Here is a 14505-nt window from a genome sequence, read left to right on the forward strand (position 1 = left end):
AAAGAGCTAGGCTTTTTGACCTAGCTTTTTCTTTTAGACTTTTAAAACCTCCAAGTGCCTTCCTCCTAAGAGAATCAGGTACTGCTCCACCTGCTCCATTTGATAAGAACGCGATAAAGCCGTGGCATAGAGGGCCATCTGCTCTTTGTAGCGTTCTAACACTTGCTGCGGATGCTGATAACGATCAGTCTTGTAATCAAACAAAATAATGCGATCGTCTAATAACACATAGCCATCTAAAATTCCCCGAATTACAAAGTCTTCCTTGCTGATGGGATCTTGCTCAATCATAGCAAAAGGTGCTTCACGGTGGACTTTTTGATGTTCTTTTTGAAGGAGCTGACCAAGCGGTGTTTGAAAGAAAGCATAGATCTTATGTAGGTCTATTTTTTTCTTAACCGCAGGGTCAGCTTGGACTTGGCTAAGGGCAGTTTCCAAGTCTTCAAACGTGACCTCGTTTGAAAGAGGTAGGCGTTGCATGAGTTCGTGGGTGGCACTTCCAATCATGGCCCCTGTGACAGGCGCTTTCTGACCCAAATTCGGAAGCGTAAACGTCAAAGGACGCTCGTTCTTATCCAAAATCGCCACCCCTTCTGTCTCGCTAATGGGTTCATAAAAAGCCTTAATCTGGCTAGGTGTCGTCACACGAGGGAGATGAATGGCTCGATCGTACTTGTGATTGAGAGCAAAGACCTGCTCCATGGTCTCTAAAGCCTCTAAAATCTCAGCTGGTGAGTAGGGATCACTCTCATCTAAGATTTCCTGCAACTCGCTTTTTTGCCGACGTCCTGCTAGGATCTCTTCTTCTGTCTTTGTCACTAGATTAAAGAGGCGGTCCTTCTTCTCAAGATGGTGATAAACCGCCAAAATCCAGTCTTGGAAACTTCTGGCACGCCGTCTTACCTGAAAAGGCAAGACCACACTGCTACCCTCTTGCTCCTTTTCCTCTTGAATCTGATGAGGTTTGCCTTTTCCGACCAGATAGAGCTGGTCTTTTGCCCTAGTCATGGCGACATAGAGCAGGCGTAGGCGTTCAGACAAGGTCTCAAGCACCAAGTCTTCTTGAATAATCTGATAAGGGACACTGGGCATTTTCACCTTGAGACTAGAAAGAAAAGTCTCGATGTCTGCCTTTTTATCTGCCAGATAAAGGCTGCCAATCCCATACGTCCGACTGAGAACCACATTGGTGGTGACATCTTTCAAATTAAATTTCTTATCTAAGTTGAGCAAAAAAACATAAGGAAACTCCAACCCCTTACTCTTATGAATGGTCAAGAGTTGGACGGCATCAGAAGGGCTTGATACCGGCACATCTGCCAAATCATGCTCTTCTTTAATCAAATGATCCATCAAAGCGATAAAACGCGTCAATCCCTTAAATCCCGTGCTTTCAAATTGATTGGCCCGATGAGCAAGAGCATAGAGATTGGCCTTAGCCTGCTCGGCATTGGGCTGTCCTCCAACATAATCGAGATAAAATTTCTCTTCATAAATGGTCCAAATCAAATCATAAAGGCTGCTCAAACGAGCGACCTCTCGCCAATGAGAGAGGGTTGCTAGAAAGATTCTAGTTTTTTCAAGGAGGTCTTTGTTCACAAGATTATGATCAGCTTGCTTTTCCACCTGCTGCAATTTGTCATAAAACGGCATCTTGTCCTCGACCAAAACTGCCACCCGAGCCAGCTCATCTTCTTTCCAACTAAACATAGGAGAACGAAGCAAAGCCACAAGAGCATAGTCATTCAAGGGATTGTTGATGGTTCTTAGGGTCTCAAGCATGACCATCACTTCCACGGACTCAAGATAGTGGGTCTCCCCACCATCAGCTACCAAGGGAATTTGATAGTCTTGAAAGATCCTTGTAATGGCTTTATTGGCACTGCGTGAGGGGACTAAAAGAGCGATGTCTGAAAAAGAGATTTCTTTTTCCCTATGTAAGCGTAAAATCTCCTGTGCGACTAGCTCGATCTCCCCACCATCTAAGGGTTCTGTCTCATTTTGCTCATAAAAGAGAAAGGTCGTCTGATGATCAGGTCGCTCAAGCCTCTGCTCCAAAGTCCCCGCTAAAAGTTCATGACTGCTGTCGTAGGTGATTTCCCCTAGAGCCTGATCCATGAGATGACGAAACAGCAAATTGGTGGAGTCAAGAACATTCTGATGGCTTCTAAAATTCTCCTTGAGCAAGATCAAGTGGTTGCTCGTTTCGGTCTTATTGTAATCCTGAAACTTTTGGTTAAAAATCTGCGGGTCAGCCTGTCTAAAACGGTAGATGGACTGCTTAATGTCCCCTACCATAAAGCGATTATCACCTCGAGATAAGAGATCTAAAAGGGTTTCTTGCAGGTGATTATTGTCTTGATATTCATCTACCATGATTTCGACAAATTGGTCTTGCAACTGCTCTCTCAGCTCTTTTTGCGTTTCGAGCAAATGGATAGACAAGTGAGCCAAGTCGCTAAATTCAAACTGGCCTTCTTGCTTTTTCAGTTGCAGGTATTGGTCCGAAAAATCCAGCACAAAATCCCGCAAAATGGTTAGTAAAGGAAGGAGCTGGTCTTGATACTTGACGATTTCTTCTTGGTCTAAAATACCTTGGACGCTAGCTTTTAGGTTCTCTAGATAATCATTTTTATCCGCATTGTACCGCGTTTTATATGCCATCAAGTCCTCGTCGCTTGGACGACTCGCATTGGTCAACCCCCTGCCATTACTTTGCTTATTGATATCAAGGATAGCCTTAGCTAATGCCAATAAGCCGTCCTTACTCTCTTCTTCTAGGGCATCTAAAAGCTGGCTAACCTCTGCCAGATTATCCAGATACTTGGCCTTTGGAAAATAAGTTCTGGCTTGTTCTAAATGGTACTGGAAAAAGCCTTTCATCTCACCTAAGAGATAAGCCAAATCCTCTAAATAAGCCTCTCTTTGCTTTTGTCCCAAAGTCGCTAAGGTACTCGGCTCATAGCTGGATAAAAAGACCTCCTGTAACCACTGCTTTGGATGGCTAGTGGACTGGGAAAAATCCGTAATGCCATAAACCAAAGCTTCAAAAGGCTTGGTGTCTTTGGCTCCGAGGGTGAGATTTTTGACCATAGATAGGAAACGAACACGGTCTTTTCCAGTCATGTAGTCATTAAAGAGATCCTGAAAGACTTCTTTTTTCAAAAGCGACATCTCGCTTTGATCCTGCATAATACGAAAATGAGACGGCACTCCAATTAGATGCCCATAATCCTTGACCAATTGATTGGTAAAGGCATCCATGGTACCAATATCAGATAAGGGTAAGAGGGCTAACTGAGCTGAAAAATAAGCTCTTGTTTCATCCGTCTTAGCCTCAGCAAGACGACTCCTAAGTTTACGCTCCAGCCGCTCTTTTAACTCTTGTGCTGCCTTGACCGTAAAGGTCGAGATAAAAAGACGATTAAGGCTCACACCACGCTCGATCATGTCCATAATCCGCTCAATCATGACAAAGGTCTTTCCAGAACCAGCAGATGCTGAGACCAAGATATTGCCCCCATGCGTATAAATGGCATCAATCTGCTCTGGAGTGCGTTTTTGCTCCAGTTGGGAGGCTTTTTCCTGCGCTTTTAGAGCAACAATCGCCTCTTGATCTAAAAATGGAGTTTTCATCGATCCGTTTCCTCCTTCATTTTCTCCAAGAGATACAAGCGTCTTTCCTTGTCATTTCGCACTAACTCTTGAGGAAGACGCAAAAGTTTTCTGCTTTCTCCCAAATGCTGATCAGCTGAAAAACGCGTAATCGCCTTGAGTTGGTCGCCTAGAACCGTACGACCATCCTTAGTATAGGGGTTGATGGCAAAGTGTCCAGATAAAATCACCTCCTTAGCCACTTCAAAGAGATGCCGATTATAGGTAAACAAAAGCTCCAATTCCTCCTTATCATAGAGTGAATGATTCATCTGATAAAGAGAAGTATCCGCTAGAGGCTGGTCTTGTTTTAAAAAGAGTCCTTTATAAGACAAGGCTTTGTGGGCTTGTTGCACCAAGGCGCTGTCTTCCTCCCCCCCTTCAAAATCCAGCTTTGGTTCCATCATGTGCAGATACATGGCTCCAAATAAGGGCAGATCCTGTTGCGCCAAAGCTTGCAAATAAGTTACCAACTGCACATCTAAACCGTGGTAAAAACTCAGCAAATCAAAGCGTTTACTGCTAGACTTATAATCCACGACACCGTAGCTATTAAGAGGAGTTTGTTTGAGCTGGTCAATCACGCCACGCACAGACAAACTTTTGTTGAGTTCAAGCTGAAAAGAAAGCTCCTCGTCCACAACCTGATGACTGTCCCTAGCCAAAATAGCTGCGGTGCTTTTAGCAATATCACTCAAAACACTCAAGCTGTAAACACCTGCCTGATCCTGTTGGTAAAATTGAGCGAAGGTATCCTCAGAACGAGCCGTTTTTAAGGCTTTGTCTAATTTTTGGTCAAACGTCTCTTGTCCTTGATCCGCCATGACCAATTCAAAAACTCGGTGCAAGTAACGCCCGTGCTGTCTCGCATCAGGATAGATACTTTCTTCGCTTTGCAGTCCCAAGACATAACGCAAGAAATAGAGATACTGGTTATTGTAAAAGGTTTGGAGAGCAGAAGCTGATAAGAGCAAGTGTCCCTCTTTGAAACGCTGATTCAGAACCTCTAGCGATACCGCTTGCGTCAAGAGTCTGCTATCTAAACTAGTAGCCAACCGCCCCTCCTCTAAACGCTCTCTTATCTGCTTGGCTCCTGCTCTCAAAAAGGCTGGACTAGCAGGATCAAGACCTGCTAAGGTTAGGTGGTTGACACTCAGCAAACGCCTGATCACTTCCTTATAAGAAGGTGAAATAGCCCCCTTATCAACAAAAGGAATGCCCAGCTGGTTCAGTATTTTGAGATAAGGAGACGGCTCTTCTTGGGTTTCCGACAGCAACTGAGGGTAGCTCAATATCAGCTGCTCCTTAGCACTGTTTAACAAAGATAGAGCTAGAAAATGATGGCGCTTACTGGCTTCACGCCCAGCCACTTCCAAACGGTAATCCCCCTCTTTGGCATTAAGGTAGAGGCGCTCATCTTCGGACAAAAGACTGCTTGGACGCATTATCCTAGGAAAATGCGACTGGGTCAATCCAACAGCATAGACCAAGGGACTGCTGTGTGCTTCGACCAAGTCATAGTCCGCCACCTGAACCACATCCACCGTAGCAGGCACCGTACGATAATTCCCAGAAAGCAAACTATGGGAGAGGATGGATAAAAAGTCTAAAAGACTCAAAGAAGTCTGTCCGACAATCCGATCTAAACTTTCAAGCAACTGGCAAAAGGTCTCCCAAGCCTCTCGGTGTTGTTGGCGCTCATCTTCAGAAGCCCCTTCCACCAAGCGACTCAACTGCTTGGGCAGTTCAATCGTTTCTAAAAAGTTCATCAATTTACTCAACAAACTCTTGCCAGATTGTTTGCGGCTACCAAGAAAAGTCATCAAAGGAGCAAGGACTTCTCCCTTAAAACGATTGAGCGACTCTAGGTCGTCTCCTTTTGGACTTTTTAAGGTAAAAGGCTGAGTAAAGGCAACTTTCCCCTTGATATCTGCAAAGCGAACATAAGCCTCAAAATGATCCAATAAATCTTGGTCCAAATCCATGTAAAGACCGGTCTTTAAGAGGTTAAAGACATCTTCACTGCGATAGTGGTAACGCACAATTCGCTCCAAAGACTCCACCAACACAATCAAGGGATGGTGGGCCATCTGCCGACTCTCTGCTATATAGTAGGGAATATCATAGCGCTCAAACACCGTTTCAATCAGTTGTTGATAACTCGACACATCTCCAAGTAAGACACGGATATCCTGATAACGGTAGCCAGCTTTTAGCTTTTCTCTAATGTCTCTAGCGACACCTTCTAATTCTTCTTTTTGTGTGCGGTAACGTCTTAAAAGGAGATGCTCTCCCATCTCAAGCGGAGGTTCTTGGCTATCAACAGGGCTAAAAACTGCCTCAAAAGCGCGTGACAAAGGCGCAAAAGGACTAGTCGACCCTTGGCTAGATTGGTAGAGGGGAGCTGTTTCATACTGTCTTGCTAATTCCCTCATAAAATCCAAACTAGACTCATAGCTACTACCACCACTATAAACCGATCGATAAGCCTTTTGACTAATATAGGTGCCAATCACCACCTCATGGCAAGCGGCGTTCAACTGCTGGATAAAAGCCTCTTCCTCCGCAGAAAAGCGAGTAAAACCATCGATCACCACAACCACATCCTTGAGCCTATCTCCTAACTGCTGATCGAAAAGAGCTTGAGTAAAAGACTGCAAAACACCTCTAGTCTCAAAATTTTCCTCCAACATGGTAGCTTGAAGGCGACTAAAAATCAAAATCAAGTCCGCCGCCTTGGCCTTATTTTCCAGTCCTTCCAAATCAAACAGGGTCATTCTCGCTGTCTGCATCTCTTTATAAAGGACCAGTAATTGCTGGATAAAATCCAAAGAAGATTTGACCCGACCATAGTAGGGCAATTCCTCCTCTTTGATGCCTAGCAAAATGCGGTACAAAAGCAGACTCAACTGTGTCTCATCTAACCCTTTTTCCATCAAGGGCTGATCAAACACAAAATAGCGCGCCATCTGGGTAAAGCGTGTAATAGTAATGGCAAAGGATGCCTGATGAGGTAAGTAAGCCAAAACCTGTTTTTCTTTTTCAAAGGACAGTGAGTTAGGCGCAATATAAAATACTCGCTTACCTGTTGCGGCATAGTCTTTCGCCTCTTTTGCTAGTATCGGAGTCATATCCTGCCAGATATCTGTATAGAGAAGTTTCATCTTGCCTTGCTCCTTTCGTCTTGAGTTTCATTATACCATAACTGAAAAGAGAGTCGTTCCTAGAACCACTCTCTTTCTTTATAAAAAGCTAATCGTAACCTTGATATCGTCTTTAAATAATTGCTTGACACGGCAGCGTTCGTCCACATAAGCTAAGACTGCCGCTTGTTCCTTTTCATCAAGAGGTTCTTTCAATTGCAGGCTCAAACTAAAGTGACCTGCCTCGTAGTCAGAAAGCGTCTCAATCTCGATGTGACGCTCAGCATGAACCTTGGCAAAATAGCCCTGCACACACATGGTAACACAGCCGGCCAAGGCCATATTGACCAAACTCATGGGCGTTTCTCCTTGACTGGTTTTTCCAAAGAGGTCAATGGATTCGCCATAGCCCATTCCTTTTGCTTCTAAAAAACCTTGTCCTTTGACCTTGTGATGATACATACTTCTCCTCCTTTTGGGAATGTGAGATTATTTTTTGAAATCAATCGCCCTAGCCAAACGCTCAATCACAAGGCTCCCCACCAAGAGCGAAGCCAATTCGCCCACTGCAGTGGTCATCCAAGTGGCAAAAAATGGCAAACCAGCGATGATGGTTAACTCCAAGGCAACGGTAAACATCGATAAGGCAAAAAAGATAGAAAAGTAGAAAAAGGCCTTATCAAACAAACCACCCAGTACACGCTCTCCTTGATAGCGTTTGAACAAAAAAACACCCAAAGAGACAAAGACTAAGGTCGATAAACCACCCACGACTACATCAATCACTCCAAAACTGAAAAAATTAGCAATCATACAACCAAGGGTCACCCCTAAGATATACTTGCGATGATAAAAGCCTAAAAAATTCAGCATTTCAGACACACGGAACTGGTAAGCACCGTAGCTGATGGCATTTAAAGGCGGGGTGATGGTCAAGACCACATAAACCGCGGCAACAAGGGCAATCTGCACCATATCTTTACTGGTTATTGGTTTCATTTTCTTCTCCTTTGACGGCTAAACCGTTTCTAATATGCTTGGCGAAAGGATCTTAAGCACCAAGGGTTGCTTTGCAACAGCTCTATTGTAGCATATTTTCTCTGAAAAAGAAAGGTAAGCTACTGATAAATAGGTCATGTCGCTAAGGTATTTTTAATGCTATAATAGCTTGTTCGTCCATTTATCAGCCTTATATTCTAATGACCAATACCAAGCAAGATTTTGCTAAAATAGGATGACAAGTCTTTTCCAATGACTTGCCTTTTTCCACCTTATCCTTTACAATATAAGGAAAACATAAAAATGAGGTCTTATGCTTCCCCTATCCAAACCAAAGAAAATCATTATCCAAATCCTGATCTTTACTCTTTTAGAGTTTGTCGTGCTTTTAGGCTTTATTCCTTTACTAGACTTTATCGACCATAAGAGTGATTTTACCTTTGAGCAACTCATGTTTTTGTCTGGTATCTTGCTTGGAATCATGTATCATGCCAGTGGCATCTTCGCTTATTTTATCCTCAAGCGTCTCAAGCGCCCCAGCCTACGCTACACGGTCAAGATTTTCCAGCCTAGCTTTCTCATTACTTGCTTTTCCTTGTACTTTGACCTCTACGTCAGCAAGATTTTTTCGGATACCAAAGAAGATAGCAAATACTTCCAAACCTTGATGATTGCTTTTAGCATTTACTTTTTGACCGTCAAGATTGGAAAAGAAGTGGCTAATCTTATCAAACTCTACCAAAACGATGATAGTCAAAAAGAGTAGGCCTCTCCTACTCTTTTTTATTAGCTTAATGATTTCCATTGACTTCTTCTTTAGCATGGATGAGGTGAGTGATCAGGTCACAAACAGGGGTCTTGATGCCTTGTTCTTTTCCGCGCCTTGCTACATAACCGTTGAGGTAGTCAATTTCGGTAAGGCGACCATTTTTCATGTCTTGATAAAGAGAAGGGTAGTGGAGACCCGCTGTTTTAGGGTCAAAACAGGAGTGGATATTGGCTTTGATGATTGCTTTATTGACCGCAACACCCAGCGCACGCCCTACTGCTACAAACTCGTCTAAAACAGCATCCGTCAGAGCATCCTCCCCACTATAAGACCCATACTGATTGATGTTACAATCAATGAGGGTACAATAAGTATTGAGAACCCCATTTAGACCAGCCTTATGCCAAATGGATTGCTCCACATTATCCGAATAGTGAAAGTTTAGACCGGCTTGGTTATACCGTTCAATAATCTCTCTCGTTTTTCTAGTGTCCTCTCCTGCGACTTGCTTAATCTCCGTCTTTCCAGTCCCAACCGCGTCTAAGATACCCGGACCTCCCAACCCACTGGTCCAAAGCGTCACACCGATTAAGATATTTTCTGGTTGGACAAACTCTTTCAAGGTATCCACATGCCCTAAACCATTGAGAATACAAAGAACCTTGGTGTCCTCTTTCAAAAAGGGCTTGAGTTTTTCCATGGTAGAGGGAAGTTGCATGGACTTGACCGCAACAAAAACCACATCAAATTCCCCTTCTAACTCCTCTGGATAAAAGACAGGGAAATGGTGATACCCTAAGTCATCCCCGTCAATGATGACTTTTAGCCCATCTTTTTTAAGCTTTTCTACATGGGGTTGCCAGTCATCCATCAAGGTCACATCAGCCCCATTTTGAGAGAGCATATAAGCAAAACGCGAACCCAAAGCACCGGCTCCAGCAAATAATGTTTTCATCTTCATTCCTCCTTTTTCTTATCATACCATAATTTCTTATTTTCTAAAAATTTAAAACAATGTTCTTTTGGATTAGAATGGTATCTTTTCTAAAAATATGATAAAGTAGAGGATATGAAGAAACTACTCAACAATGAAATTTTCAGTTATCTCTTTTTTGGTGTATTGGCTACTGTCGTCTATTTTATCACGCGCAGTCTATTCTTTGCTCTGACCAAAGAAGCGACCCTATCAGCCAGCCTAGCCAATCTCACCGCCATTCTCTTTGCCTTTTTTACCAACGACAAATGGGTCTTTAAGCAGCCTCAAACAGGCTGGGTCAAACGCCTTGGCAAATTTGTCACTGCTCGCCTAGCGACCTTACTTCTTGATTTATCCTTGGCTTTTCTCTTGGTGGAGACCTATCCTCATCTCATCGGGCAATTCGTCTCAGATGATCTCTTTTGGGTGGATAAGATTGAAAGCCTCTTTTCACAAGTCCTCATCATCGTCTTAAACTACCTCTTTAGTAAGCTCATCGTTTTCAACGATCACAGCTCCACATAAGGTTTCCTTTTTCAATACCTCTTCCTTTAGCAAAGCAAAAAGCCATCTTTTTTTACAAAAGAGGCTTTTTTACAACCAATCCCTTTCCTTGGCAATTCGGACAGCTTCAGTTCGATTATGGGCACCAAGTTTTGTAAAGATAGTGGTCAGATAGTTTCTGACGGTGCCATTGGATAAAAAGAGCTGGGCGGATATGGCTTGGTTGGAGTTACCTTGTTCCACCAAGCGGAGAATCTCAAGCTCACGAGAACTCAAGGGATTGCTGGAAAAAGCGACTTCTTCCATGAGTTCTGGCGAATACTCTTTTTGCCCAGCCAAGACCTTGTGGAGGGTCGTCATGAGTTCACTCGTGGAGCGGTCCTTTAGGACATAGGCATCCACATGGGCTTTGAGGGCACGTTTGAAATAGCCTGAGCGTCTAAAGGTGGTCACGATAACCACCTTGATAGGCAATCCCTCTTTTCTCACCCACTCCAGGACATCTAGACCTGTTTTTTGCGGCATTTCTACATCTAAGATTGCCACGTCAAAGGCTTCTGCTTCAAGAAGTGCAATAGCTTCTTCACCGTTTTTGGCTGTTTTAACGGTTTCCACATCATCCTCTAGGAGTAGCAACTGACAAAGGGCATCTCGCAACATGGACTGGTCTTCAGCAAGGAGAAGTTTCATCTAAAGGTTCCTTTCTTTTTTCAAATACAAGCGCACCAAGGTTGGATTTTTGTCAGAAACGATTGTCACCTCTCCCCTAATAAGGGCTAGACGCTCTCTAATAGAGTGCAATTCCTCACCCGTGACTTGCGCAAAACCGATACCATCATCTTGGGCTTCAATGACAAGAGCTTCTCCTTCTTCAGCTAATCTTAGGGTCAAGCGCTTGGCATGGGCGTGTTTGATGACATTATTGACCAACTCACGCACCATCATGACACTGTTAGACTGGAGGGCTGGAGAGAGGCGATCGGCTTCTAGAGCCAAGTCCAAGTCAAACTGGATATCAGATAAGGCTAGCATTTGTTCCAAATGTTCTAGCTCCTCCTTGAGGGTTCTGGTTTTAAAATGATTGACCAGCTGCCTCACTTCCTGCATAGAAGTGCGACTCATATCATGGAGTTCGGTCAATTCCTTTTTAACGGCATTTTCTTGGTGTTTTTCCAGTTGCTTAAGAGCTAGTTCGGTCTTAATGGTCATCATGGCAAAGACGTGCCCCAACGTGTCATGCAAATCCTGAGCGATGCGGTTACGCTCATTTTCAGCGCTCAAGAGATTGATATAAGCATGTTGCTGGTAGAGGGCTTCTTCTTGTTCATTGAGGCGGCGTTGTTGGGTGAGGATAAACATCATCCCTAAGGCAAAGGCTCCCATACTAAACGCTGTGGCAATCGTAGTCAGATCATGACTATAAACCGCCACAAAAACGGTATTGATCACAATCATGAGCACAAAGCTAATAAAACGAAAGGACTTAAAAGAATCCTTATAGCGATACACGATGAGATTGCTCAAGTAAAAAGAAAACCACATGATTCCCACTGATTGAGACATCATGACCATAAAACTAATGTAAAAAATCTCGTAGAACCAAGCCAGTATCTGAGTCCAGAGCTTTTGCTTTTGACAACGAATCATATACAAGTAGCTAGCTGCAAAAAGAAAGGTCATCGGCAAGACCCACTTGGGATAATCGTAAAATAAAGCACCTAAAATAGGATAAGCCATAAAAATCATGGCCAAATAAAAGGGTCTGTGACGTTGAACAGATGGCTTCACCTTAGGAAACACTCACTTTCTTTTGAAAATAGACACCAATGATTAACCCCATTATGCCATAAAGCACCAAGATAAGCAAGGAAGAATAGGCAAAGTCATGGCTAGAGTAGCTGGTTAGGAGATGAGCGTAGTGATAGGTCGGCGTAAATTTGGAAATGCTTTGTAAAAATTTCGGAAAAGTTTCAACCGGTACCCATAGACCGCCTAGAAGAGCCAAGCCCACATAGCAGAGATTACCTACCATAGAGAGCAATTCAGAAGACTTGATGGTAGAAAGTAAGACGCTAAGTCCCATCATACAAATGCCCCCAAGGATTAAGAGACTACCAAGCGCCAACCAATCCTGCATCGGCATATTCACCCTTCTAAAAAAGTGCCCCACACTAAAGACAACTACAACAGAAACTAGATAGTAAAAGAGGATTCTAAGCATCTTGCTGACATAGTATTGCCACATGGGAACAGGCGAGTGACGCAGTTCTTTGAGTCGGTTACTGGTACGGTCATCATGAAGGGTGTTTGGAAAAGTGAAAAAAGCAAAGCTCAAGCTAGAAAAAGCCGTCATCGATAGCATGTAGGTTTGACTATAAATTTTATCTCCCTGATTGAGCGCAGAGAAAAAAAGGAAAAACAAGACTGGCAAACCTATCGAAATCACTAAGTTGGCTAGACGGCGTTTGGCGATATGGTATTCCATTATCACGAGGGCTTTTAGGGTATTCATGGCTATTCTCCTTTGGCAGTTTCTTCAAATAAGCTATTGAGAAGACTACGGTTCGTCATCTCGATTGCTTCAATCGGACAGTCGGCCTTGATCAACGCATCAAAGACCAACTGTGGCTCATGGGTCTTGCAAATGAGGCGATCGTATTTTTCTTCTACGTCATAGACCGGAAGACCTCTCAAGACCTCAAGGTCATCAAGAGGAAGCGTAAAGACCTTTTCATGCTCCTCACTACGCAAACCATAAGGAGTCGTATCTCGCAGCAACTCGCCGTGGTGCAAAACCAAGATCCGATCAGCAGTGTGTTCCACTTCCTCGATATAGTGAGATGAATAAATAATGGTCTTGCCACTCTCCTTCAAGGTCTGGATGATGTCCCAAAAGCGCTGTCTCGTACCCGTATCCATAGCAGCAGTCGGCTCATCAAGGTAAATGATGTCAGGTTTTCCAATCAAGACCAAGATAAAAGAGAGAAGTCGTCTTTGACCTCCAGACAGTTGACTGGCAACTTGTTTCTTTTGTGCAGTGCTAAATTGCAGCATAGCATCAATCTCGGCTAAAGACAGGCTGTCCTTGTAAATGGAGCGTTCATAAGCAATTAACTCATTAACACTCAGATAATCTGCGATTTTATTTTCTTGATAGAGGACCCCGATTTTGTTCCTTAATTTTGGGGAGGTTGGTGCTTCTCCCATGACGGTGATGTCTCCTTGGGAAATGTTGAGGTCGCCTAAAAGGCAGGAAAACAAGGTGGTCTTACCAGCGCCATTAGCTCCAATCAGAGCGAGACAATCGCCCTTTTGAATGGCAAAGCTCATCGATTTTAAAACCTGCTTGCTACCGAACTGTTTTTGTAATTGGTTGACACAAATGAGGGATGTTGGCATCGTTACTACCGTCCTTTCTATACCCTTATTCTACCGCCTTTTTCAGCCTTTCACTAGTCACCTCTGTCATAAGATAATCTGACATTTGTCATCAAAAAAAAATTGGAACAGTTTTGCTCCAAATTTTTTGTTATTTCTTTATAAACTGTCGAAAGCCTTTTAGATCCACCCAGTTTCTGACATCGACTTGTCTAGCTTCTAAAAGACCTTGGTTGAGTTCTTGGGCTGTAGCATTGAGTACGGCACCGATAATCAAAATACGGGCTAGAAAAATGAACCAAATCATCAAAACAAAAATCACAATCGATCCAAAAACCTTCAAATCCCCTAGACGGTCAAACTGTCTAGTCACATATTGGCTAAAGAGATTGCTCAGGAAAAAAAGGACAAAGCTGGTCAATAAACTACCTGGAAGTGTATAGCGCCACTTTCTTCCTTTGACATTTGGCAACATATAGTAAAGAAGCATCAACCCTATGACCACACTAAGAGACAGCACAGGTTTGGTCAAAGATAGGGTCATATCCACCCAATTCCCCAGATCATAGCGCTTATGCAAGGCAGACAGTGCTGCTTCTGAAAAAGTGGTAAAGACCAAAGCAAAGGTCAGCAAAAATAGAATCAACAAACCAAGCACAGCCCCCACCAAGTGGCTGAGCAAAAAACTACGGTTATGCGACACACAGTAAGCCTTATTAATCGCAACCTGCAAGGAACTAAGACTTTTAGTCATGGTCCAGAGCGCTGTCAAGGTTGCCACTCCTAGAAGACTCCCTGCTGGTTTGGAAAACATATCGATAATAACTGATTCCACCGTTTGATAGAGCTGGTTTGGCAGACTATCTCTTAGGAGGGACAAAAAATCAGACAAATCAATATTGAGATAAGGAAAGACATTGGCCGCAATGATTAAAATTGGAAAAGCCGTCAACATGAGGTAGTAGGCTACCGCAATACTAGACAATTGCATCTCCGCTGCTTGGTAATGGGACCAAAAAGAACGAACGAGACGAGAATCCAAGATCCTTCGTCCCTTCTTTAAGAGCGATGAGAGGTCCATC

General features: G+C 43.4%; 12 protein-coding genes and 1 riboswitch. Of the genes, 2 read left to right on the forward strand and 10 right to left on the reverse strand.

Annotated elements, in window-relative coordinates; all coding sequences use genetic code 11:
* Positions 1–33: 33 nt before the first annotated feature.
* From addA to ACZ49W_RS06285, 4 genes are all read right to left on the reverse strand, one after another.
* Positions 34–3636, reverse strand: a complete 3603-nt coding sequence (gene addA / locus ACZ49W_RS06270) for a helicase-exonuclease AddAB subunit AddA (protein ID WP_464814458.1) — start codon at positions 3634–3636, stop codon at positions 34–36.
* On the reverse strand, positions 3633–6818 hold the full coding sequence (gene rexB / locus ACZ49W_RS06275; RefSeq protein ID WP_464814459.1) for an ATP-dependent nuclease subunit B: 3186 nt from the start codon (positions 6816–6818) through the stop codon (positions 3633–3635). Before rexB ends, addA begins: the two co-directional genes overlap by 4 nt.
* Positions 6819–6896: 78 nt before the next feature.
* Complete coding sequence (locus ACZ49W_RS06280; protein WP_464814460.1) at positions 6897–7259, reverse strand: OsmC family protein; 363 nt, start codon at positions 7257–7259, stop codon at positions 6897–6899.
* A gap of 27 nt (positions 7260–7286) precedes the next feature.
* Positions 7287–7796 (reverse strand): QueT transporter family protein, encoded by a 510-nt coding sequence (locus tag ACZ49W_RS06285; RefSeq protein WP_464814461.1) that lies wholly within the window; start codon positions 7794–7796, stop codon positions 7287–7289.
* Positions 7794–7891: riboswitch (PreQ1 riboswitch) on the reverse strand. It overlaps the preceding gene by 3 nt.
* Before the next feature lie 218 nt (positions 7892–8109).
* Here ACZ49W_RS06285 and ACZ49W_RS06290 point away from each other — a divergent pair.
* Positions 8110–8562 (forward strand): hypothetical protein, encoded by a 453-nt coding sequence (locus tag ACZ49W_RS06290; RefSeq protein WP_464814462.1) that lies wholly within the window; start codon positions 8110–8112, stop codon positions 8560–8562.
* A gap of 25 nt (positions 8563–8587) precedes the next feature.
* Here the strand turns inward: ACZ49W_RS06290 and ACZ49W_RS06295 are convergent, their stop codons facing one another.
* On the reverse strand, positions 8588–9520 hold the full coding sequence (locus tag ACZ49W_RS06295) for a ketopantoate reductase family protein (RefSeq protein WP_464814463.1): 933 nt from the start codon (positions 9518–9520) through the stop codon (positions 8588–8590).
* Between the two features lie 114 nt (positions 9521–9634).
* On the opposite strand from ACZ49W_RS06295, the gene ACZ49W_RS06300 reads away from it, so the two are divergent.
* Entirely contained in the window at positions 9635–10066 is a 432-nt protein-coding gene (locus ACZ49W_RS06300; RefSeq protein ID WP_464814464.1) for a GtrA family protein, read from the forward strand.
* Between the two features lie 69 nt (positions 10067–10135).
* On the opposite strand, the gene ACZ49W_RS06305 is transcribed toward ACZ49W_RS06300, so the two are convergent.
* The 5 genes from ACZ49W_RS06305 to ACZ49W_RS06325 all read right to left on the reverse strand — a co-directional run bounded on the left by ACZ49W_RS06305 (position 10136) and on the right by ACZ49W_RS06325 (position 14504).
* Positions 10136–10735: a response regulator transcription factor gene (locus ACZ49W_RS06305; protein ID WP_464814465.1), complete on the reverse strand. Its 600-nt coding sequence runs from the start codon at positions 10733–10735 to the stop codon at positions 10136–10138.
* Entirely contained in the window at positions 10736–11845 is a 1110-nt protein-coding gene (locus ACZ49W_RS06310) for a histidine kinase (protein WP_464814466.1), read from the reverse strand. It lies immediately after the preceding gene.
* Complete coding sequence (locus ACZ49W_RS06315) at positions 11835–12557, reverse strand: ABC transporter permease (RefSeq protein WP_464814467.1); 723 nt, start codon at positions 12555–12557, stop codon at positions 11835–11837. Before ACZ49W_RS06315 ends, ACZ49W_RS06310 begins: the two co-directional genes overlap by 11 nt.
* A gap of 2 nt (positions 12558–12559) precedes the next feature.
* On the reverse strand, positions 12560–13444 hold the full coding sequence (locus tag ACZ49W_RS06320) for an ABC transporter ATP-binding protein (protein ID WP_464814468.1): 885 nt from the start codon (positions 13442–13444) through the stop codon (positions 12560–12562).
* Positions 13445–13574: 130 nt separating this feature from the next.
* Complete coding sequence (locus ACZ49W_RS06325; RefSeq protein ID WP_464814469.1) at positions 13575–14504, reverse strand: YihY/virulence factor BrkB family protein; 930 nt, start codon at positions 14502–14504, stop codon at positions 13575–13577.
* Position 14505: the final 1 nt, after the last annotated feature.

The sequence above is a fragment of the Streptococcus sp. STR1/CE/0325 genome (genome assembly GCF_055386095.1).